The following is a 20,360-nucleotide window of genomic DNA, read 5'->3' on the forward strand; positions in this document are numbered from 1 at the left end:
TCAGAGATTATCCGTGCGGAAGGAATGCACCTTGCCATGGGTGTCCATGACGATGATCCATTTCCCGTCTTCGGAAATATCCGCCGTCAGCGGGCGGGCATCGTCGATCCGGTCATAGCCAAGCGGCAGGGTCGCGACAGGGTCGCCGGTTTCAATTTCTTCGATAACAAGCGTGCACACGCCGGAGCGCCATCCGGACGGGGCGCCAATGACCGGTTCGCCGGGGATGCGCCTTTCCGGCTGGAAGCAGTCTATGCGCGTGTCGTAGACGGGGTTGGTCTTCGTCACGGCCATGCAGCGCCTGTCGCTGCGCTCGCCCGTCTCCAGGGAATAGACGGAGCATCTGTTGCCGGTCCCGGTATCTGCCGGCGTGGCGATGGAGATCGCGTCTCCATGAAAGACCGATGTGATGGCGCAGGTGCTGACATGGCCGTTGCGCACCATCCACGGGATCTCGTCATTGAGCGTCTCGTATTCGGTATAGCAGAATGGCCCGCCATCCATGGTCGCGGTGGCCTTGGCCAGCGTCTCCGTCGGCAGGTCATAGCTGTTGGTGCTGGTCGTTGCCGTCATGGCGCAGGCACCTAGCGATGCTGCAAGGGCTGTGATGGCAGCCAGCCGCAGATAACGCTTCATGATACCTGCCCTGTCCATGTGCTCAGTATCCTTCTAGCATGGCGTCTGGCAGCATGGAGGTCTGGGTGACGAAGCTGGTCGGCGCGGGGTCGATGACGCGGATGCCGCCGCCATTGATTTCCAGGATCGCAAGGCCGCGTTCGACCCGGCCATCGAGGGTCAGGCGGAACAGGCCGTCGGCACCGAGATAGCCGTTCGGGTCGGCGATGTTGGAGGCCGAATAGCGATTGAATTTCGGCAGGTCGGCGAGGCTGGCCGTCAGCAGGGCCGCGTCATAGGCAAGAGAGGCAAGGCGCGGCGGCTGCGAGCCGTAGACGCTGGCATAGCGGCGGTTGAAAGCCTCCGACTGGGACGGGTCCGGCGCGGCAAACCAGCCGCCCGAAAGCGCCGGCTCGCGCGTCAGCTGCGGGTTGTTCCATGACGAAACCCCAAGCACCTTGATGCAGCGGACATTGACATCGTAATAGGGCAGCAGCGGCGCAAGCGCCCGCAAATTCGTGCCTTGTTCCGGCATCAAAACGGCCTGGTAGCCAGAGCCGGACGTACCCGTCGAGTTCGTTGCCATGCCCAGCTCGTTGCGGGCGGAAACATCGGCGCAGCTGCCGGCATATTGGGCGAGGCGCTTGGCCGGTTGCATCATCGCGTCCGGCGAGGGCACATATTGTTCCTCGTGGACGACGACACCGCCGCGCACGAAGGTCTCCTCATAGAAGGAATTGCGGACGCGCTGGCCATATTCGGTTTGCGGGGCGAGCAGGCCGAAGCGGGTATAGCCGCGCTTGATTGCGAAATCCGTCACCCGGGCGACTTCCATCTCGGGTGGGAAGGACAGGAGATAGACGCCATTGCCGGCAATCTGGGTGTCTGACGAGAAGGCGATCATCGGTACACCGGCGCGGCGGGTAACTTCGGCAGCGGCCTCGACGGAGGAGGACAGCAGCGGGCCGAGCACGATTTCCGCGCCCTCGCGAAGGGCTTCCTCTGCCTTGGCACGGGCGCCCTCAGCTGTGCCGCCCGTGTCCTTGGGGATCAGGAGGAAGCGGTCATTCTGAGCCTCGAAAGCCGCCATCTGGGCAGCATTGGACATTGCCTCGGCAATGACGCGAACATTCTCCGACGAGCCGGTCATCGGCAGGAGGAGGGCGACGCGCACCGGCTCCTTGTCACCGAGCTGTTCGGTGGTGACGTATTCGTTCGGGTCGTAGGGCTCGAATTCCGGTTCTTCCTCGACAGGCTCCTGCGGCTGCGGCTGGGCGATGACCGGCGGCTGCGGGCGCGGCTGGTTGACCGGTGCTGTCGTCTCGCACCCGGCAAGGAACAGGCTTGCGCCCAGCGTGGCGAACAGGGAAATCTTCAGGAAACGGTTCATGTCGGTCTTGCCCTCTCATCGCCCCTGACGTGGCTCGCTTGGCCGGGTGGGCGGGTGAAACATGCTGTACAGGCGGGGTAATCACCCGCAACGCATACTGTGTCGGTTGTGCCCAGTCTAGCAACCGCCTTGCGTCAGGCAATACATGTTTTGGTGACAGAAGAGGTCGGAAGCTGGCATAGAGCAAGGCATGAGCCTTCAACCCGGCCTTTATGTGGCAGCGACCCCGATCGGTAACCTGAAAGACATCACCCTCAGGGTGATCGAGGCCCTGCGCGAGGCGGACCTGATCCTGTGCGAAGATACGCGGGTGACAGGCAAGCTGCTCAATGCGCATTCGATCAAGACGCCGATGAAGGCCTATCACGACCATAACGCCGCCCGTGTGCGGCCGGAGGTGCTGGAGCGGCTGGAAAGCGGCGCGCGCATCTGCCTTGTCTCGGATGCTGGTACGCCGCTGATTTCCGATCCCGGCTACAAGCTGGTGCGCGAAGTGCGCGATGCCGGGCTTGCCGTCTTCACCTTGCCGGGGCCATCGGCGATGGTCGCGGCGCTGTCGGTTGCGGGTGCGCCGACGGACCGCTTCCTGTTTGCGGGCTTCCTGCCGGTAAAGTCCGGTGCGCGGAAGAGCGAGCTGGAAGCGCTGAAGGCGGTTCCCGCGACGCTGGTCTTCTATGAGACCGGTCCGCGGCTCGCATCCTGTCTTGCCGACATGGCCGAGGTGCTGGGGTCGCGAAAGGTAGCGGTGGCGAGAGAGCTGACCAAGCTGCACGAGGAAGTGCGCGAAGGGCTGCCGGGCGATCTTTCCGCTGTCTATATGGAAGAAGGTGCGCCGAAAGGCGAGATCGTCGTGGTCGTCCATCCGCCTGCCGAGGACGAACCGGGCGCGGCCGATGCCGAGGCGATCATCGAACAGCTGCTGGAGGACCATTCGGTCAAGGAGGCGGCAACGATCGCTGCCGAACAGACTGGCCTGCCGCGCAAGCAGATGTATGACATCGCGCTGACCCTGAAGAAGGGGCGGTAGTGTCGCCACGCCCCTTAAGACAGGAAGCCGAGCGGCGGGGGCGGTTTGCCGAATCCATCGCGGCCATACTCCTGCGGCTGAAGGGCTATCGCATTCTTGCCATGCGCTGGAAGGCCCGGGGCGGCGAGGTCGATATTATCGCCTCGAAAGCGGGCATACTCGTCTTCGTCGAGGTCAAGGCAAGGACGAGCCACGAGGCCGGTATTGCCGCCGTTACCCCGCAGGCACGCCAGCGGATCGCCGTCGCGGCGGAACAGTTCATCCGCCACAGGCGTCTCCACCCTGAGCCGGCCTGCCGGTATGACCTGATCACTGTCCGCAATCTGACACCAAGGCACCATAAAAATGCCTGGAGATCAGGCGACTAGGTCGAGTGAGTAGCGTTATTTCCGCCCGGTAGCGTTTCGGTAACCGGGCGTTAACCATCCTGAACTCTATGTCACTGGTATTGCCCGGCGTTACGCGGCATTTTTGAACGGTTATTTCGGGTCCAGAGAGGATTTGAACCATGAACAAGACACTGAAGATCTCTACAAAAGCGCTGATCGCCCTGTGCGCCGCGACCATGCTGGCGACCGGCTGCGCCCAGAACCGCACGATCGGCGGCAATGTCGATGATGCGGCAGCCGACATCGCGCTGAAGGCGAACCTCGTCAAGGATGAGAAATACGACTATTCCGACGTCGATATCACCGTTTTCGAGGCGCGGGTGATGCTGACCGGCTCGATGCGTACCGAGGAAGGCAAGGCCCATCTTGAGCGGCTGGCGCAGAACTCCCCCAATGTGAAGCAGGTGATCAACGAGATCATCGTCGGCGAGAAGACATCGTTCCAGCAGGGCACCCGCGACGCGCTGATCGACCAGCGCCTTGCCGCTGCACTGCTGACCGATACGGGTGTCGTTCGGCGCAACTACCAGTTCACGGTGTCCAACGGCGTTGTCTACATGCTGGGCGTCGCGCAGGGCCCGACCGAGCTGACCCGGGCGACCGAACAGGCCCGCCGCATCGACGGCGTGAAAAAGGTCGTGAGCCATGTCATGTATGTGGGTGATCCTTCCCGCGTAACGCGCTAGATAGAGGGCCTGAGATACAGGCCTTTTAGAAAGCGACGCGACATGACCCTGAAAATTGCGATCCAGATGGACCCGATGGAAGACGTCCAGGTCCATGGCGATACTACGTTCGACATGGCGCTGGAGGCCCACAAGCGCGGCCACGAGATCTGGGTCTATCACCCGCACAACCTCCGTCTCGACAAGAACCGCGTCTTCGCCCGCGTCCGCAAGGTGGCGGGCCTGAAGCGCGAGCAGGGCGAGCATGTGGAGTGGGCCAAAACGGGGGGCGACGATCTGGAGCTGGTCGACTTGCACGGCGTCGACGTGGTGCTGGTGCGCCAGGACCCGCCCTACAACATGCGCTACATCACCGCCTGCCATATGCTGGAATATCTGCTGCCGGATGTGATGGTGCTGAACGACCCGCGCGAGATCCGCAACGCGCCGGAAAAGCTGTTCCCCCTAGACTTCCCGAAACTGATCCCGCCGACGCTGATCACGTCTGACGAGACCGCGCTGAGGGCGTTTCGTGACAAGCATCAGGACATTATCCTGAAACCGCTCTATGGCAATGGCGGCGCGGGGGTCTTTTCGGTGACGAAAGGAGATCAGAACTTCTCGTCGCTGCTGGAAATGTTCCGCAATTTCTATGACGAGCCGGTGATCGCGCAGAAATACCTGCCCGAGGTTCGCAAGGGCGACAAGCGCATCATCCTGCTCGATGGCGAGCCGGTCGGGGCCATCAATCGCGTGCCGGCAGACCACGAGGCCCGCTCCAACATGCATGTCGGCGGCAAGGCGACGCCCGTGGAAATGACCGAGCGTGACAAGGAGATTTGCGCTGCCATCGGTCCGGCCCTGAAGGAACGGCGGCTGGTCCTCGTCGGCATCGATGTCATCGGCGACTACATGACCGAGATCAACGTCACCTCGCCGACCGGCGTGCAGGAAGTGCGCCGCTTCGGCGGCGCCGATATCTCGGCCCTGTTCTGGGACTGGGTCGAAGAACGGCGGGGGTAGAGATGCTTAGGAGCTCCAGGTGGTCTCGCTTGTAACTTTAATGCCAAGTTCAGCGAGTTCTTTCGTTGGAAGACCAAAATGAGCGTAAGCGTACTTTTCGACCTCTGTTTGCGCTATTTTTTCATATTCCTCCAAAGTACCCAGAGTAGCTTTGCAGGCTGCACAAGTAATTGCTGAATCTGGAGATCTATCGGACTCCACCTGAAGTTTGTTCGAGCCGCAATCCCTACATTTGAGGTCAACCGAGACTTCTAAATCGTGCATATCAATTCTCCCAAAATTTTGGTTAGTAAGGCACGATTCGAACAAAATAAGAACATCAAAGATTCGCCAATGTAAAGCGGCGGGGCCAAGCCCGCCGCTTTAACCGCTATTCTGATTGTGCCTTACCGCAGCGGCGTTGGAAACTCCGGCAGGTCGGCGACGTCAGACGGGCTGTGCTGGATGACGACGAGAGCCTGTTCTTCTTCAGCAATGGCTTCGAATGTGTCCATCGAGGCGAGGGTCTGATCGACATCTGTGTTGAAGCGCGGCACCTGGCGCTCTTCCCGGCTCTGGTTGCGGTGATAGAGGTCGCCGGTCAGCAATACCGTGCCGGTCTCGGCGAGTTTTACCTCAAGTGCGGTATGGCCCGGCGTGTGGCCCGGCAGTTCGAGGATCATGACGCTGCCATCGCCGAAGACGTCGTAATCGCCAGTGAATTTCGTCGTCTCGAACGCGGTAAAGCCCTGGTATTGCTCTGCCGTCTCTTCGGCGAACATCGCGTCATGCTCGGCTTCATGGACGAGCCATGTCGCGCCCTCTGCCGCTTCCGGCTGGCCGGTGTGGTCGAAATGCATGTGGGAGATCGAGACATACTCGATGTCGGCTGGTGACAGGTCGAGCTGTGCCAGCTGGTCGATGAGGGATGTTTCGAGCGAAACAGTGAAGGGCGGATTGTTCTGCGGCCCGGATTCCAGAAGGGCGGCGGGCAGGCCGAGATCCCAGAGCAGGTCGCCTTCCGGATGGCGGATCAGGTAGCAACTGTCGGTCAGCGTGTCCTCCATGCCGGCATAGTCGCCGGAGACAGCGAAGATATCGAGGTCCGACACGGCAATGGTTCCGCAATTCATGGTGTAGAGCTCGATGCCAGCAGGTGTCGGTGCGGTGGACGCCATGCTGTCGCTGGCATCGCCTTGTGTAACGTCCCCGTCAGTTGCGTCCGGCGTGACGGTTTCGGATGTGTCGGGATAGGTCGTTTCGGTGGCGGAATCGTCTTGACCTCCGCAGGCACTTGCGGCGAGCAGACAGGCAAGGGCAATCAGGCTGGTGGAATATTTCATGGTCTCGCTCCCCTTTCGGTCGTTCATGCGATCACCTGATTTTACGGCGTGTGCCGAGCCCGTGCAAAGAATGTTTGCGTGAAGAAGGGCAGCGGGTGACCGCTGCCCTTTTGGTTACCCGTTTGGTTGGTCAGCCCCTGTTGTCGAGCTGGCCCCTGACGGCTTTGCGGCCATCATAGGTGATGGTGTAGGGACGGCTGTCGTAAGACGCGATGAAGCGGCGTTTCTTCAGTTTTTTGAAAAGCGCCAGCGTGCAGTCGGCAAGGCTCCAGCCTTCCGGCGTCACGCAATTGACTTTGATGATACGGCCCTTGTCGTCCTTTTCGACGGCGATGCAACCGCCACGCGCCAACACATGCAGCGTGCGCTGCTCTGCCTTTGAAATGTTCATTGATTGAGATGTCCTGATAGGTCAACGGATCAGTACGAGGGGTGTGCCCCGTACCCGGATGATCGGTTGCTATGCGACAATCTCTGACATGGTTTCTCCAGTATGTCTGGACCTTGGGTACTACCGATATTGCTGGCGGTCAAGTTTGTGCGGTTTGTGGACAAGCGTTACCAGAACCCAGCTGATCAGCATGAGGAGATACCACGAGCCCATCTTGGCGAAGGAGACCATGCGCCAGCCTTCGCGCTGGTCCGGGTAGAGCCAGGCGGAGGTGGCGGTGCCGATATTTTCCGCCAGCCAGATGAACAGGGCGACGAGGAAGAAGCCGAGCAGCAGCGGCATCCTGTGCTGCCAGCGCCAGACCCGGTAGTGCACGAAGGTGCGGCCATAGAGAATGGCGGCGAGGGCAAAAAGGCCTATACGTATATCGGGCAGGTAGTGATGGGTGAAGAAGTTCACATAGATCAGGACGGCGAGGATGACCGTCGCCCAACGCGGCGGGTAGTGCGTGAACTGAAAATCGAAGGTACGCACGGTGCGGGCAAGGTATGACCCGACGGCGGCATACATGAAGCCGGAGAAGAGCGGCACCGAGCCGCCGAACATGGCGAGGCGGATAAGGCTTTCCTCCGGATAGACCCAAGAGCCGGCAGCGGTCTTGAACAGCTCCATCCCCGTGCCGACGATATGGAAGATGAGGATGACCAGCGCCTCGCGCGGACGCTCCAGCCGGGTGAGGAGAAAACTGGTCTGTATCAGGATTGCCCAGAGAAACAGGAAGTCATACCGGGCGATGGGTAGCGCTTGTGGCCAGAAGGCGGTGGCGATGATGCCGGCGAGCATCAGCCCGCCGAACAGGCAGGCCCAGGCCTGCTTGATGCCGAAGGCGAGGAATTCGGTCAGCGCCTTGACCAGCCAGGAGGGTAGTGCCCTGCCGGCCAGTCGTTCCCAGACGGGAAATATGCGCGCCAGCGTCTGGTCGACGCGGCTGTCGCTGTCCGGCTGGTATGGCTCGTTGGTGTGCGTCACGTCCCGCTCGTTGCTTGCCTCACTCCATCATCGGGTATGGCGTGATTTTCCGGCAAGGGTAAGGCTGTCAGGTGGCTAGTACGGGGCGAAGCCGTTTTCGCGCAGGAAGTCGATGGCGCTACCGAAGAACAGCGGTTCTACCGTGTCGAACTTGAAGTAGTAGGTGCCGTCCGGCAGCGTGACTGTCTCATTGCCATGCTCGAAGCCATGGCCCTGACCGTGAATGCCGACAATGCGATAGCTGGTATTGCCAGCCGCATCGAGACCCGCTTTCAGCGCGGCGACATTCTCCGCATAGGGAACGACCGGGTCATCCTCGCCGAAGACGGCGAGGTATGGCGTAACGGTCAGGCTTTCCAGCATCGGGGCGGGGTCATACTCGAACCGCCTGATCCAAAGGGCATCGACGGTTTCCGGTGACGAAGCGAAATCGGTATCGCCGAACATGTCGCCCTTCCAGCCTTCATCCTCTGCCTGCGTCTCGATCTCCTGCAGGCGGGCGTAGATCTCTTCGTCCGCCAGAGTGCGGCTGACGGAGATATCGAGCACGTCATAGACGAGGTCGATCTGGGCGTCGCTCAGGCCGAGCATGTCGCCGAAGGTCTTTGCCGAGGCGCGTTGCTGCTGCATGATCGAGGTGGCAGGCCCGATCCAGGTGACGAGGAAGGCTGGCTGTGGCGCTTGCGGATCGCTCTGTGCCAGCTCTGCGACATTCTGGATAACCCATGTGCCTGCGGACGTGCCCTGCATGCCGGTTCGGGCCGGGTCGACCTGTGGCTGGGCTTGCAGGAAGGCGAGCGCCGCCTGCGCATCGGCGGTGAGGTCTGCTTGCGTGAAGCTGTCGCAATCGCCTTCGGAGGCACCGGCACCGCGCTTGTCATAGACGATTGTCGCGATGCCGTACTCTGCATAAAGACGTTCCTGCCCATACTCTTCATACCGTTCGCTGCAGCCACGCCCGGCCACGAGAACGAGGCCCGGATGAGGGCCGGGGCCATCGGGCATGACCAGCGTTGCTGCGAGCTGCGTCCCGTCAGCTGAGGTGAAGGTTACCTCGCTGTCGGTAAATCGTTTTGCCGGCGGGGCGGGCATCGGCTTCAGATGAAGCGTGCGGACAGGGTCGGTGCCGACCGTGCCCTTCATCTGGCGAAAGGCGGGGTCATATTGCAGCGTCGCATCGCCGGAATAAAGACCCTCGATGGTTATCGTGCCATCGGCGTTGATGCTAACCTCATCCCCATCGCCCATACCGTACCACAGCCAGTCCTCGATCTCGGTCGCGGCGACGAGGGCACCCTCTTCGTTTTCGCTGATATGGACGATGAGATTGAGCACCGAGCCATCCTGCACCAGGGCACCGCGCCAATAGCCTGAAAGTACCTCCGGCGAAGGGGGTGGCGTGGCTGCTTCAGCCTGCGTGGCGGGCGCTGCGATATCCTGCGCCACGGCGGTGAGGCCAAATGTCGGGATGCAGAGCGTCAGGTAAAGGACGGTACGGATCATGATGCCTCCTCGGTTGCGAGGAGGGTAGATCAAGACGGCAAGTATAGGAAACGGATTGTCGGCGGCTATTCGGCAGACTGGCTCATGGCGGTTTCTTCCTCCTCGTCCTCTTCGGAGATGGAGGTGATGTTGAAGGTAAAGCCGTTTTCGTCCGAGCCGAAAATGCACTCGCCATCGAGATAGTTTCGGGCCAGCAACGCTATGATCGAGTGGCCGAAACCGCGCCCTTCCAGCTGTCCGACCGGCGGGCCGCCTGCCTCTCTCCAGTCGAAACTAAACCCGCCGTCTTCATTCGGTGACCAGAGGATGGAAACCCTGCCGCCATCGGCAGACAGGCTGCCATGCTTGACGGAATTGGCGGCGAGCTCGTTTAGGATAAGGCTGAAAGCCGTCGCCTGGCCTGTGTCGAGCACCATGCCATTGCTCTCTATCGAGATGCGTTCGTTCTGTCCGAGGGAATAGGGTGCAACGGCCTTCTCGGCGAGCTTTTCGGCATCGACCTGTTTGTAGAAGGACGTCGCCTCGGTCACGCTGGCACCGGAAATTGTGTGAGACGTGTGCAGCGCCTGCAGCCGTTGCAGGGTCGCCTGTACGAAACTGTCGACATCCGTTGCATGCCGGGCCGACAGGTTGATCAGCGCATTGGTCACCGAGAACAGGTTCTTGATGCGGTGGTTCAGCTCCTGCACCAGCAGGCGGATCTGTTCCTCGGCCTTTTTGCGGGCCGTTATGTCGACCGCGGAAGGGACCAGGTAAGTGACATTGCCGTTGCTGTCCATGACGGGCGAGAGGAAGAACGCGATGGTGGCGTATTCATCCTCTGCGATGCGAATGGTGGCGTCATATTCCACCATCTCTCCCTGCTTTGCGCGCTCTATCGCCTGTTGCAGGCGGGTCTGCTCGATACGGTCATGGGAAAACCAGTATGTCTCCCAGAATGGCTTGCCGATGACATCGTCCGCGGTCAGGTCTGCCGTTTCCAGCGCGCGGGAATTGGCCTCGACCAGCTTGCCGTCGGTCGTCAGCAGCCCGGCAAGGACGCCGAGCCCGTCGAGGATCGAGCGGATGCGCATCTGCTCTTCCTTGATGGCGGTAATGTCGAGATTTGTACCGGTCATGTAGAGCCGGCGCGAGCGAACGGTCTGGATTACCTGGCCGCGTCCGAGCAGCCAGCGGATGCGGCCCGTCCGCCGATCGCGGATGCGGAATTCGGAATTGTACTCGCCTTCACCGCGCAGGGCCCGGGTCAGTGCGTCCTGCACTTCCTCACGGTCGTCCTCGTGAACGCGGGTGACGATATCGCTGGAATAGACCGGCCCTTCGGATGGCAGACCCCATAATTCGCGCAGCTTGCCATGGGTGTAGACCCGGTTGGTCTTGAGGTCCCAATGAAAGATGCCGATATCGGAGGCGTCCATGGCGAGGTCGAGCTGCTTGTCGCGGGTATCGACCTGGCTTTCGAGATGCTGGATATGAGAAATCGCAAAGGCGATCGACCACACGGCGACGAGCGAGATGATCAGCCCTGCAATGGCATCCTGCTGCGACATCAGGCTGGTGCCATACCAGTAGAAGAGCGCGAGGGTGGAGACCAGCGCCGCGCCATAGGAAATGCGCGACCAGGGCAACGGATAGGTCAGCCCGACGAATATGATGGCGAGATAGCCGCCATAGGCCGGCGCCGTATCCGTGACCGTAATGACCGCGGCAATGGTCAGGAAGGCAATGAAGAGCAGGATTGGAAGGAACAGGTCGCCCCAGCGCAGCGGGGGCCTGTATCTCAGGTTTGCCGGCAGGCCCGCTTCGATATCTGCGTCGCGGACCGGGCTCCCGGGAGTATCGTGGCCGGTTTTATGTGTTTCCGGTGGCACCATTCAGATCAAACATCGTCCATGTCATTCATGATCGATTTGGCCTCGTCTGCGTGCTTCTTGCACATCTCCATGCCCAGCACGATGAGGGCGCGCACGGCCGCAGACCGGTTGGCGGCCCGGTTCTCGAAGCGCCAGTCATCGATATCGGCAAGCTCCGTATCCGTGACGAGGATCTGAAGCTTACTGATCCGCTTTTCCTGTCTGTCGCCAGAGTCTGACATTCGCCGTCCTTCTGTTCAACACCGACAACTACCCAGCCATTCAGGCCTCAGCAAGGTTAGGTGCCGGGTTTTCCTGTGCCGTGCAAGTTTCGATATTATGCCGTTAACGCGGTTTTTGAGAAATATTCTTTTGACGCCCCGCAAGCAAGTTTTCCAGAGGTTCTGGCAGCGGTGCGTCGAGCAGTTCTTTTTTGTACTGTTTCAGAACGGTTTCGGCGACCTGGGGTGACTGTCGGGCCGCCGACTCATGCCGGTCCTTACTCATCTTCTGTAGACTCCTAATCCTCGAACATCATCCGTCTGGACTGCTGGATCCGTTTCTCAAGGGTCGTGTCCGGGATACGCAGGATACCTGCGGCTGAAGCGGACGGGATCTCCTCGATGACCATCAGGGCGAATGCAAGCCTGTTGTCCATGGGCAATTGGCGGAAACGCCATATAGCGGGCTGGACATCGCTGTCGCCGCCGCCCTTGTCCTCCGGTGCATATGGCTTGCTGGCCAGTCGGTCACAAAGGGAACGATAGAGGTGATCGCGCAGACCATCTTCCGCGAAATCAGCTGACAGATAGACTTGTTCTGCCTCGACCACATCGAAGACAAATTGATCCGCTTCCTCCGCATTGCTGGCGATAAGGTGAGCGAACCGGCGCGTCCGGGCGATGATGTCACGGGCCTCATGCATATACAGGCCTCCCTCTGACAGAGTGCATAGTGTCGGGCATGGTGCCCGTCATGTCGTTGATCCATGTTAAGCCACTGGCAGCGGTGCCGGTCATTCAGCGACCGCCATGAAGCTCAGGCGGCGGGGCGGTCCATTGAGATGCAGGTGCTCTTCGGAGTAACCGCTTGTCTCGATAAGCTTCGCCCGGTCGAGGATCGTCAACACGCCCTTATTCTTCTTGATCAGACCTTCCTTTTCAAGGCCTCTCAAGACCCTGTTAACGTGAACAAATGACAAGCCAAGGCAATCGGCGATCAGGATCTGGCTGACTGGAAGCTCCATGCAGTCCGCCCCGGCGTCGCCGACAATGCGCGCCCGGCGGTGAAGCTCGAGGATGAGGTGTGCGACGCGCTCGCGCGCAGTACGTCGGCCATTGCGTACGATCTGCTCGCGCAGGATGCCTTCCTCCTGCACGGTCGTCCACCACAGGGCTGCTGCAATGGAAGATCCTTGTGCAAAGAGGGACAGGATGGAATCGGAATTGACTACGGTGGTCGTGACCTTGGTCACGGCGGCAACGGAATGGTCAACCTCGTCGTCCAGGAAGACCTGCAGGTCGAAAATGTCCCCCGGCAGCATGAAATTCAGGACCTGGGTGCGCCCATCCTCCAGCGTGATGTAGCGCACGGCCCAGCCCTGCTTGATGACGAAAACCTGGCTGGTTTTCTCGCCACGTCGGATGATGTCCTCACCTGGCGCGTAGGAATGATCGCGCAAGGACATGCCGGATAGCGTCTTGCCATCTTCGTCCGTAAGCTTTGAGTAATAGGATAATCGCCTGAACAGGGGCTGCACGTCTTCAACCTCCCCCCGGACCTAATGCATTATCTGCGCGCGCTCCACGTCGAGACAATGCGCGACAGCAGCCTTGACGCTTTCGATACGGTAGGGCTTTGCAATAACGAAGTCCGGCTCGACGTCTTCACCGGTCAGGACCTGTTCAGGATAACCGGTGATAAAGACGACAGGGCAATTCAGGGATTCCTGAATCTCCATGACGGCGTCGGCACCGGTCTTCATGCCGATCAGGTTGTAATCGGCCAGAATGATGTTCGGCTTTTTCTGCTGCGACATGGAAATCGCCTTGTCCGCGGTATTGGCCTCGCCGCACACCTCGACACCGATGGATGTCATGATATCGCGCAGGTCCGCGGCAATCAGGGGCTCATCCTCGATGATGATCGCCTTTGCACTGCGCGGCAGGGAGATGACCTGACGGCCCTTTTGCAGGATCGAAAGCGGGTCCTGACCCTTCACGGCAATGATCTGGGCAGCCGTTTCGGGGGTGAAGTTCATGACATCGACGAGCAGCAGCATCAGGCGCTCGTTACCCGGCGGCTCGGGCAGCGCGGCGAGCAGCGCTTCGTCGGAAAACAGCGATTCCTCCGACCGGCGCCCGGAAGAGGCCATGCGCCATGTATGCAGGAAGGCATGGAGCAAGTCGGGCAGGCTTTCAGTGGAGCTCTTGGGATCGATATTGACCTTGGCGAGGGCAAGACGAGTCAGCTCGTCGCCGATCAGTCGGTCGGCGAAGATCGCCCGGGCAAACTGCCGGACAGTGGCTATATGTGACGCGTGGCTCATCATGGTCATTCAACGATATAATATACAATACAGGATTGATAAAGTTCGATTGATCTCGCCAAAAATCAATAAAAGGGCATAATTTCGGCGCGGTGGAAGGAACACCCTTGGCCTCGAAGAGTTTAGATATTATTCTGTTAATATTGGTTTATGATCCGTTAACCGGATCGGAGGGGAAGTGCGATGACCAGAATTGAAGTAATTTTCGGGGGAATTCTGGTTCTGGCCGTCATTGCGGCTGGCTCTCTCGTGCTGTTCCAGAACGGTTTCCAGTTTGTCACCATCGGCGCCGGCCAGTCCGGATCGGCCTATGCGCGTACACCCGCCGCCACTGCCGGCGAGGCGGCCGTTTTTACCGGCGTGCGGGAGACGGATTTGTGCACCTGCTACGAAACAGGCTTTGCAAAGGGCAGCGAGAGTGTTGGTGGCGATAACGGCGGCATCGAGTCCGTCGCCTATCGCGGTGGGTTCTCTTCCTGCCGGGCAGAGCTGGGTGCTGAAGGCGGCAATGCCTGGACAGAGGGCTGGGTGAACGGCGCCGACAATCGCCTGAGCCAGCGCAGCTGCCGTCTCTACATGAAGCGGGTCTCACTGCAATAAGCCTTGAGGCATCGAAGCTCTTTCGGCCTCGAAACGGGCTATTCCGACAGATTATCCACCACGATTTTGAATGGCCTGATCTCCCGTGAGATAAATACGCCCGCCTTCTGGTAGGGGTCTTCGGCGGCGAAGGCCTCGACTTCTGCGCGGTCCGCCATGTCCAGCAGGAACAGGCTGCCAGACGGATTTCCCTCCTCATCGAGCAACGGCCCGGCAATCTTCACCTTGCTGCCGTGGTCGGCCACATGGTCGAGATGCTCGGGGCGGACATTCGGGCGCTTGGCAGGGCCGTCCGGCCCATCGCGGCAGATGAGGATGAAGTGCGGCATGGCTGGAAATCCTTCTGATCGGGCACTTAGTCAGGCGCGCCTTCTTTCTTGAGCGGTCTGGCAAGCAGGCCGAGAATGGCCTGGTCGACGCCGATCCGTCCCTCGACAAGCTCGGCAACGGCAGCGCAGATCGGCATATCAACACCCGCCTCGCCGGCAAGTTTCATCAGGGGACCGGCGCTGGCTGCGCCCTCCGACACGGTCTGTCGTTCTGCGATGATTTCCTGCGCCGTGCGGCCCTGGCCGATCTCGTAACCCAGCGACATGTTGCGGGACTGGCGTGAGGAGCAGGTGAGGATCAGATCGCCAAGGCCGGACAGCCCGGCCATCGTCTGGGCGTCGGCGCCGAGGGCTACACCAAGGCGCTGAAACTCTGCAAAGCCGCGAGCCATCAGCGCGGCGCGGGCGCTCTCGCCGAGCCCCTTGCCCTCGACGACCCCGCAGGCAATGGCGAGTACATTTTTGACCGCGCCACCCAGCTCGGCACCGATCATGTCAGCCGTCAGGTAGGGCCGGAAATGGGGCGCCTTTATCGTCTGCGCCCAGCGTTCGCCCGATGACTGGTCGGCGCAGGCAAGGGTAACGGCCGTCGGCAGGCCCTTGGCGACATCGGCGGCAAAGGAAGGCCCGGACAGGATAGCCGGTATGGCCTCCGGCCAGGCCTCGGCAATCACCTCGGTCATCAGGGCGCCGGTGCCGCGCTCGATCCCCTTGCAGCACAGGGCAACCGGCAGGGGTTTGCCCCCGGTGATGCGGCGCATTTCGGCAAGATTCTCGCGGGCATACTGGGCCGGGATAACGAAGATGATCGCGTCGGTGGCCTCCAGGGCGGTAGGCAGATCTGTGGTCGCGGTCAGGGTTTCCGGCAGGGGTATGCCCGGCAGGTAGACCGTGTTGTCGTGCTGCTCGTTGATCGCAGCAACGACATCGGCGTTACGCGCCCACAATGTCGTGGCCATACCGGCGCGGGCGGTGAGGGTAGCGAGGGCAGTCCCCCACGAGCCGCCGCCGGCGACGAGGATGTTCTGATAGGGACTGGTATTGCCTGTCGTATCGCTCATGCTTTCGGACCCTTCTTGCCGCCGCCATGACGCCTGCCTTCGGGGTTCTCGTCAAGCGGCCAGCGGGCGCGCGGGGCGAGGGCGAGGGTCTCTGCGAGGGGCGGTGCGCCTTCTGCCACAAGATGCTCCGCGCCAGCCAAGGCGATCATTGCAGCGTTGTCTGTGCAATATTTCGAAGGCGGAACGAGCAAGGTCCAGCCTTTGCTATCGACCAGCGCCGTCAGGGCGGCGCGAATTTCGGTATTCGCCGCGACGCCGCCTGCAATAACCAGCCGGCCAGTGTCACCAGCCGGAATCTCGAAGTCCGTCATCGCCCGCTCGGTCCGTGCGGCGAGATGTTTGGCGGCGGCGCGCTGGAACGAGGCGCAGATGTCGGCGATGTCCTGGTCCGACAGCGGCGCAAGCTCCTCGGCGGCGAGACGTACGGCTGTCTTCAGCCCGGAGAAAGAAAAGTCATACCCGGGCCGTTTGAGGAGGGGCCGGGGCAGATCGAACCGGGTCGCGTCGCCTGTCTCGGCGGCCGCTTGTACTTTCGGTCCCCCCGGCTGGCCGAGCCCGAGCAGCTTGGCGGTCTTGTCGAACGCCTCGCCAGCAGCATCGTCGATCGTGGTGCCGAGGCGGGCATACCGCCCCACGCCATCGACCCGCAACAGCTGGGTATGGCCACCGGAGACGAGGAGCAGCAGGTAGGGGAAGGGGCAGTCTTCGGTCAGCCGGGCGGACAGGGCATGGCCCTCCAGATGGTTGACCGGGATGAACGGTATGGCCCGGGACAGCGCATAGGCCTTGGCCGTCATCATGCCGACCATGACCCCGCCGATCAGGCCCGGACCCGACGTGGCGGCGACGGCATCGATGCCGCCATCAGTCATACCCGCCTCTTCCAGCGCCCGGGTGACGACCTGGTCGGCCTTCTCGACATGGGCGCGGGCGGCGATCTCCGGCACCACCCCGCCAAACGCGGCGTGGTCATCCTGTGTGTGGATGATGTTCGACAGGATTTCGGTAGTGCCGTCGCCATGGCGGCGCAGCACCGCCGCGGCGGTTTCATCGCAGCTGGTCTCGATGCCGAGAATGGTGATCGTGTCGTTCATCGCCTGAAAATCCGAAAACTGGCCCTGAAATCTATATGGGTGCGGCGCCGGTGCTCTTTCCGTTGCGGCCTAAAACCGCTAAGGGAGCGCCCGTGCCTAGACGGAAAATGCCGCCCGGGCAATCATTCTCCTGCGCCAAGGCGCAACGCCATCTTACACGGGACCCAAATGCCGGACAGGGCCGAGTTCACCATCGCATCGAGAAAGTCGCCGCTGGCCGTGCGCCAGTCGGAAATGGTGCGCGAGATGATCCTGAAAGCGGTGCCCGATGCAGGCGAAATCCCGATCCGCACCTATGTGACCGAGGGCGATCGCCGCCTGTCCGGCTCGCTCGCTGAGATCGGCGGCAAGGGGCTGTTCACCAAGGAAGTCGAGCAGGCCTTGCTGGATGGCGTTGCGCGGATCGGCGTCCATTCGATGAAGGACATGCCGGCGGAAATGCCGGACGGGCTCATGGTGGCGGCGGTTCCCGTGCGCAACGATGCCCGCGATGCATTTATATCCCCGATAGCATCAAGCCCTTGGGAGATGCCGAAAGGTGGGGTCGTCGGTACCTCCTCCGTGCGCCGCGCCGCGCAGCTGTTGCATCGCCGTCCGGACCTGCAGATCGTGCCGATGCGCGGCAATGTCGGCACGCGGCTGGGCAAGCTGGCAGATGGTCAGGCGCAGGCGACCTTCCTTGCCGAGGCCGGGCTGGAACGTCTCGATAGAAACGACGTCGAAAGGACCGTTTTGGAACCGGAAGAAATGTTGCCGGCCGTCAGCCAGGGTGTTCTGTGCGTGCAGTGCCGGGCCGATGACGAGGAAGCGGCGCGGTTGCTGGAAAAGATCGAATGCCGCCAGACGAGCCTCGCCAGCGCGGCGGAGCGGGCCTTCCTGACCCGGCTCGACGGCTCCTGCCGCACGCCGATTGCCGGGCTGGCGACCATGAATGGCAGCGAGATGCGGTTCCGCGCCCAGCTGCTGACCCTCGATGGCCGTGAGGAAGTCTATCATGACGAGACCGTGCGCCTGACCGGCGACAGCTATCGTGCCCGGATCGCCGAGGCGATGGCACAGGGCTTGCGCATTGCCGAAGAGATCTATGAGGCGGCGTCACCGGCAATCCGCCAGCTGATCCGTCAGGCATCGCATTGAGGGGGGCAGAATGGGTAAGGACAGCAGATTGATCGCCGTCACCCGCCCGCAGCCCGATGCCGACGTGTTCGCCAGGCAGCTGGATGAGGCCAACCTGCCATCGCTGATTGCGCCTTTTATTGATATCGCTTTCGAAACGAACACCGAGATTGAAGACGCATCGGCTTTCGCCGTGACCTCGGCCAATGGCGTGCGGGCGCTGGCCCGGGCGACCGCTGACCGGTCGCTGCCTGTCTATGCCGTCGGTCCGGCGAGTGCGGAGGCGGCGCGGGGGGCTGGGTTCTGCGTTGCGGGCGTCGCTGAAAGCTCGGTCGACAGCCTTGCTGCGCTGATAGCGGCGTCGGGCGAGCAGGGGCCGGTCCTGCATGTCACCGGCTCGCATCAGGCAGGCGATCTGGTCGCGGCGCTGACGGCGGCAGGTATTTCAGCCTTCAGGCAGCAACTTTATCGGGCAGAAGCCGTTCACCAGATGCCGGAAGCGCTGCGTGCGGGACTGGAGGAGGGGCGCGTGGAGGCGGTGACGCTTTTCTCGCCGCGCACTGCCAGACTGTTCCGCGAGCTGGTCGAGGGCGAGGGGCTGATGGATACCCTTCAGGACGTGCGGTTGATCTGCCTGAGCAAGGCTGTGGCAGAGGCGCTGTCTGGTTTGCCCGCGCGTGCTATCATAGCGGCAGAACAGCCGGATGCCCGCGCAATCATTGACATTGCCGCTGGCGGACGCACATAGGAATTGAGACGGAAATAACGGGAAGAGAGACTCTCATGGCAGCCGACAAGACCGACAACGACCAGCCGGAAAACGACAAGCCAGAGAACGAGAACACGTCATCAGCCTCCGATGGCAGGACACAGCCGGAAGAGGTCGAGACCGAAATCGTCGACGAAGAAAGCGCCGAGACGGGCGGCGAGACCTATTCCGCCTCCGAAACGACGCATGATACTGAAGATACTCCGGCTGATCAGGACAAGCCCGCCAAGCCGGGCGGATTGATGTCCCCGGGGTTGATCCTTGCCGGTATCCTCGTGCTGGTTGCCGCCTTTACCCTGTTCTCTTACCTCTCCCGCAACACAGATGACCGCGATCCTCCGGTGGCAGCTAACGACGCCAGCCCTGTCACTGCAGCGCTGGATGGTCCGCCGGAGATGGGCGATCCGCAGGACGTGCCTGCCGAGGAAGCCCCGGCGGTGCCGGCGACTTCCCGCGAGGAGACGCAGGTAGCGAAAGTGCCAGCCGAGAAGACCGGTAATCAGTCTGACAGGATGAAACAGGCAGCCCGCGAGGAGCAGGATGCCGAAGAGGCGCCGGCTCAGACAGCTCAGGCGACTGAAGAGGAAGCGCAGCCAACCGCCGCGCAGCTGGCCCAGCAACGCCGGGAAGCTGCCGCCGAGCGGGCCCGCCAGCGTCAGGGCCGGGAGCAGGCACAATCCGCTGAAGCCGAGGCAACGGAACCTGTAACGGATGAAGGCGAGACGCCTGAAACCGCGATGGCGGCGAACGATACAGAGGCTGACACGGATACTCGGTCTGACGATCAGGCTGGCGAGCAGATGGCACAGGTGGATGACGCTGCCGAGGCGACCACCGAAGAGACATCTACTGCCCCTGCCCGCGAAGCGCGGGCTCAGACGGCAACAGGCGCGGTGACCGCGGAGGCGGAAACCGACACAGCCTTGCAGGAGACCCGCGCTGCGCTGGCCGAACAGCGCCAGACCAATGCGCGTCAGGCGCGCGAGATCGAGGCCCTGCGCCGCGAGATCGACACGGCGCTCGCCGAACAGGATCGCCGCTCGCAACAGCGCATCGCGCAGCTGGAAACCCGCATCGAGCAGATCCAGACACAGGATGTCGCCGCGGCAACGAAACAGGCGGCAATTGCGCTCGCTGTCTCCAACCTTCAGCGGCAGATGTATTCCGGTCGTCCGTATGGTGACCAGCTGGCCGTGCTGGAGCGGTTGACCGGGGCCAACGCACCGGTGCGCAAGTTGCGCGAGAATGCCGAAGATGGCCTGCCGCCGATGAGCTATCTGCAATATTCCTTCCTCGATGCGGCGCGCTCTGCGCTGGCGGCGGCGCGCCGTGAGGAAGCGACGAGCCCGCTCGGCAAGTTCTGGGCGAATTTCGTCGGCCTGTTTTCTGTCCGCAAGGTCGGTGCCCGGAGCGGCGATAGTCCGTCTGCGATCATTTCCCGTGCCGAGGCAAGCCTGGAGAATGGTGATCTCGAAGCAGCCCTGCGCGAGCTGGCAGCGCTGGAAGGCGAGCCGGCTGACGCGATGGAGCCGTGGATCGAGGAAGCCCGTGCCCGGGTCGAGGCTGATCAGACGCTGGACAATCTGACCAACAACGTCCTTAGCCAGGCCGGCTGAAGACGCCCATAGCCAGGTCA

Annotated in this window: 24 protein-coding genes; 8 read left to right on the forward strand and 16 right to left on the reverse strand. The window is 61.7% G+C overall.

Annotated features, from left to right (window positions below; all coding sequences use genetic code 11):
* Positions 1-636, reverse strand: coding sequence for a hypothetical protein (locus tag FF098_RS09730; protein WP_155139975.1), 636 nt, complete (start codon positions 634-636; stop codon positions 1-3).
* 22 nt (positions 637-658) lie between these two features.
* The gene (locus FF098_RS09735) at positions 659-2,005 is read right to left on the reverse strand and encodes a penicillin-binding protein activator (RefSeq protein WP_155139977.1); all 1,347 of its coding nucleotides are present in this window, start codon (positions 2,003-2,005) and stop codon (positions 659-661) included.
* A gap of 190 nt (positions 2,006-2,195) precedes the next feature.
* Here FF098_RS09735 and rsmI point away from each other — a divergent pair, with 190 nt between their 5' ends.
* From rsmI to gshB, 4 genes are all read left to right on the forward strand, one after another.
* Entirely contained in the window at positions 2,196-3,032 is an 837-nt protein-coding gene (rsmI, locus tag FF098_RS09740) for a 16S rRNA (cytidine(1402)-2'-O)-methyltransferase (RefSeq protein WP_155139979.1), read from the forward strand.
* Positions 3,032-3,400: a YraN family protein gene (locus tag FF098_RS09745; protein ID WP_166426461.1), complete on the forward strand. Its 369-nt coding sequence runs from the start codon at positions 3,032-3,034 to the stop codon at positions 3,398-3,400. The genes rsmI and FF098_RS09745 overlap by 1 nt, the downstream gene beginning before the upstream one ends.
* Positions 3,401-3,540: 140 nt before the next feature.
* Positions 3,541-4,107, forward strand: a complete 567-nt coding sequence (locus FF098_RS09750) for a BON domain-containing protein (protein ID WP_155139981.1) — start codon at positions 3,541-3,543, stop codon at positions 4,105-4,107.
* 42 nt (positions 4,108-4,149) lie between these two features.
* Positions 4,150-5,109 (forward strand): glutathione synthase, encoded by a 960-nt coding sequence (gene gshB / locus FF098_RS09755; RefSeq protein ID WP_155139983.1) that lies wholly within the window; start codon positions 4,150-4,152, stop codon positions 5,107-5,109.
* A gap of 6 nt (positions 5,110-5,115) precedes the next feature.
* On the opposite strand, the gene FF098_RS09760 is transcribed toward gshB, so the two are convergent.
* The 11 genes from FF098_RS09760 to FF098_RS09810 form a co-directional block, all read right to left on the reverse strand.
* Positions 5,116-5,373, reverse strand: a complete 258-nt coding sequence (locus tag FF098_RS09760; protein ID WP_155139985.1) for a hypothetical protein — start codon at positions 5,371-5,373, stop codon at positions 5,116-5,118.
* A 122-nt stretch (positions 5,374-5,495) separates the two neighbouring features.
* Complete coding sequence (locus FF098_RS09765) at positions 5,496-6,458, reverse strand: N-acyl homoserine lactonase family protein (RefSeq protein WP_205967460.1); 963 nt, start codon at positions 6,456-6,458, stop codon at positions 5,496-5,498.
* 103 nt (positions 6,459-6,561) lie between these two features.
* Complete coding sequence (locus tag FF098_RS09770; protein WP_155139987.1) at positions 6,562-6,822, reverse strand: YjhX family toxin; 261 nt, start codon at positions 6,820-6,822, stop codon at positions 6,562-6,564.
* 120 nt (positions 6,823-6,942) lie between these two features.
* Positions 6,943-7,764 carry a DUF817 domain-containing protein gene (locus tag FF098_RS09775; RefSeq protein ID WP_373291490.1) on the reverse strand — a complete coding sequence of 274 codons (822 nt, stop codon included), beginning with the start codon at positions 7,762-7,764 and terminating at the stop codon, positions 6,943-6,945.
* A 162-nt stretch (positions 7,765-7,926) separates the two neighbouring features.
* The gene (locus tag FF098_RS09780) at positions 7,927-9,354 is read right to left on the reverse strand and encodes an alpha/beta hydrolase (protein ID WP_155139989.1); all 1,428 of its coding nucleotides are present in this window, start codon (positions 9,352-9,354) and stop codon (positions 7,927-7,929) included.
* A gap of 65 nt (positions 9,355-9,419) precedes the next feature.
* Complete coding sequence (locus FF098_RS09785) at positions 9,420-11,228, reverse strand: PAS domain S-box protein (protein WP_155139991.1); 1,809 nt, start codon at positions 11,226-11,228, stop codon at positions 9,420-9,422.
* 5 nt (positions 11,229-11,233) lie between these two features.
* A complete protein-coding gene (locus FF098_RS09790; RefSeq protein WP_155139993.1) occupies positions 11,234-11,449 on the reverse strand; it encodes a hypothetical protein in 216 nt (71 codons plus the stop codon).
* Between the two features lie 103 nt (positions 11,450-11,552).
* Positions 11,553-11,714, reverse strand: coding sequence for a hypothetical protein (locus FF098_RS09795; protein WP_155139995.1), 162 nt, complete (start codon positions 11,712-11,714; stop codon positions 11,553-11,555).
* Positions 11,715-11,727: 13 nt separating this feature from the next.
* Positions 11,728-12,132, reverse strand: coding sequence for a hypothetical protein (locus FF098_RS09800; RefSeq protein ID WP_155139997.1), 405 nt, complete (start codon positions 12,130-12,132; stop codon positions 11,728-11,730).
* Between the two features lie 90 nt (positions 12,133-12,222).
* On the reverse strand, positions 12,223-12,966 hold the full coding sequence (locus FF098_RS09805) for a Crp/Fnr family transcriptional regulator (RefSeq protein WP_155139999.1): 744 nt from the start codon (positions 12,964-12,966) through the stop codon (positions 12,223-12,225).
* A 21-nt stretch (positions 12,967-12,987) separates the two neighbouring features.
* Positions 12,988-13,755, reverse strand: a complete 768-nt coding sequence (locus FF098_RS09810; RefSeq protein WP_166426462.1) for a response regulator — start codon at positions 13,753-13,755, stop codon at positions 12,988-12,990.
* 183 nt (positions 13,756-13,938) lie between these two features.
* Here FF098_RS09810 and FF098_RS09815 point away from each other — a divergent pair, with 183 nt between their 5' ends.
* Complete coding sequence (locus FF098_RS09815; RefSeq protein WP_155140003.1) at positions 13,939-14,355, forward strand: hypothetical protein; 417 nt, start codon at positions 13,939-13,941, stop codon at positions 14,353-14,355.
* Between the two features lie 38 nt (positions 14,356-14,393).
* Here the strand turns inward: FF098_RS09815 and FF098_RS09820 are convergent, their stop codons facing one another.
* Genes FF098_RS09820 through tsaD form a run of 3 tightly spaced genes read right to left on the reverse strand, consistent with a single transcriptional unit; the run spans position 14,394 to position 16,827 of the window.
* Positions 14,394-14,684, reverse strand: coding sequence for a YciI family protein (locus FF098_RS09820; RefSeq protein WP_155140005.1), 291 nt, complete (start codon positions 14,682-14,684; stop codon positions 14,394-14,396).
* Positions 14,685-14,710: 26 nt separating this feature from the next.
* Positions 14,711-15,745: an NAD(P)H-dependent glycerol-3-phosphate dehydrogenase gene (locus FF098_RS09825; protein WP_155140007.1), complete on the reverse strand. Its 1,035-nt coding sequence runs from the start codon at positions 15,743-15,745 to the stop codon at positions 14,711-14,713.
* Positions 15,742-16,827: a tRNA (adenosine(37)-N6)-threonylcarbamoyltransferase complex transferase subunit TsaD gene (tsaD, locus tag FF098_RS09830; RefSeq protein WP_373291491.1), complete on the reverse strand. Its 1,086-nt coding sequence runs from the start codon at positions 16,825-16,827 to the stop codon at positions 15,742-15,744. The genes FF098_RS09825 and tsaD overlap by 4 nt, the downstream gene beginning before the upstream one ends.
* A 180-nt stretch (positions 16,828-17,007) precedes the next feature.
* Here tsaD and hemC point away from each other — a divergent pair, with 180 nt between their 5' ends.
* The 3 genes from hemC to FF098_RS09845 are packed head-to-tail and all read left to right on the forward strand — an operon-like array spanning position 17,008 to position 20,340.
* Positions 17,008-17,976, forward strand: coding sequence for a hydroxymethylbilane synthase (gene hemC / locus FF098_RS09835; RefSeq protein WP_155140011.1), 969 nt, complete (start codon positions 17,008-17,010; stop codon positions 17,974-17,976).
* A 10-nt stretch (positions 17,977-17,986) separates the two neighbouring features.
* Positions 17,987-18,703 carry a uroporphyrinogen-III synthase gene (locus FF098_RS09840; RefSeq protein WP_155140013.1) on the forward strand — a complete coding sequence of 239 codons (717 nt, stop codon included), beginning with the start codon at positions 17,987-17,989 and terminating at the stop codon, positions 18,701-18,703.
* Positions 18,704-18,738: 35 nt separating this feature from the next.
* Positions 18,739-20,340 (forward strand): mitofilin family membrane protein, encoded by a 1,602-nt coding sequence (locus tag FF098_RS09845; RefSeq protein WP_155140015.1) that lies wholly within the window; start codon positions 18,739-18,741, stop codon positions 20,338-20,340.
* Positions 20,341-20,360: the final 20 nt, after the last annotated feature.

This window comes from Aquisalinus luteolus, from assembly GCF_009712425.2.
In the GTDB taxonomy this organism is placed as follows: Bacteria; Pseudomonadota; Alphaproteobacteria; order Caulobacterales; family Parvularculaceae; genus Aquisalinus; species Aquisalinus luteolus.

Coding starts and splice junctions, on each gene's coding strand:
- FF098_RS09750 (WP_155139981.1), top strand. CDS start 3,541: ATGAACAAGACACTGAAGATCTCTACAAAAGCGCTGATCGCCCTGTGC.
- FF098_RS09820 (WP_155140005.1), bottom strand. CDS start 14,684: ATGCCGCACTTCATCCTCATCTGCCGCGATGGGCCGGACGGCCCTGCC.
- rsmI (WP_155139979.1), top strand. CDS start 2,196: ATGAGCCTTCAACCCGGCCTTTATGTGGCAGCGACCCCGATCGGTAAC.
- FF098_RS09760 (WP_155139985.1), bottom strand. CDS start 5,373: ATGCACGATTTAGAAGTCTCGGTTGACCTCAAATGTAGGGATTGCGGC.
- FF098_RS09770 (WP_155139987.1), bottom strand. CDS start 6,822: ATGAACATTTCAAAGGCAGAGCAGCGCACGCTGCATGTGTTGGCGCGT.
- FF098_RS09825 (WP_155140007.1), bottom strand. CDS start 15,745: ATGAGCGATACGACAGGCAATACCAGTCCCTATCAGAACATCCTCGTC.
- FF098_RS09840 (WP_155140013.1), top strand. CDS start 17,987: ATGGGTAAGGACAGCAGATTGATCGCCGTCACCCGCCCGCAGCCCGAT.
- FF098_RS09790 (WP_155139993.1), bottom strand. CDS start 11,449: ATGTCAGACTCTGGCGACAGACAGGAAAAGCGGATCAGTAAGCTTCAG.
- FF098_RS09730 (WP_155139975.1), bottom strand. CDS start 636: ATGAAGCGTTATCTGCGGCTGGCTGCCATCACAGCCCTTGCAGCATCG.
- FF098_RS09815 (WP_155140003.1), top strand. CDS start 13,939: ATGACCAGAATTGAAGTAATTTTCGGGGGAATTCTGGTTCTGGCCGTC.
- FF098_RS09765 (WP_205967460.1), bottom strand. CDS start 6,458: ATGAACGACCGAAAGGGGAGCGAGACCATGAAATATTCCACCAGCCTG.
- FF098_RS09845 (WP_155140015.1), top strand. CDS start 18,739: ATGGCAGCCGACAAGACCGACAACGACCAGCCGGAAAACGACAAGCCA.
- FF098_RS09800 (WP_155139997.1), bottom strand. CDS start 12,132: ATGCATGAGGCCCGTGACATCATCGCCCGGACGCGCCGGTTCGCTCAC.
- FF098_RS09735 (WP_155139977.1), bottom strand. CDS start 2,005: ATGAACCGTTTCCTGAAGATTTCCCTGTTCGCCACGCTGGGCGCAAGC.
- hemC (WP_155140011.1), top strand. CDS start 17,008: ATGCCGGACAGGGCCGAGTTCACCATCGCATCGAGAAAGTCGCCGCTG.
- FF098_RS09810 (WP_166426462.1), bottom strand. CDS start 13,755: ATGAGCCACGCGTCACATATAGCCACTGTCCGGCAGTTTGCCCGGGCG.
- FF098_RS09785 (WP_155139991.1), bottom strand. CDS start 11,228: ATGGTGCCACCGGAAACACATAAAACCGGCCACGATACTCCCGGGAGC.
- FF098_RS09780 (WP_155139989.1), bottom strand. CDS start 9,354: ATGATCCGTACCGTCCTTTACCTGACGCTCTGCATCCCGACATTTGGC.
- gshB (WP_155139983.1), top strand. CDS start 4,150: ATGACCCTGAAAATTGCGATCCAGATGGACCCGATGGAAGACGTCCAG.
- FF098_RS09795 (WP_155139995.1), bottom strand. CDS start 11,714: ATGAGTAAGGACCGGCATGAGTCGGCGGCCCGACAGTCACCCCAGGTC.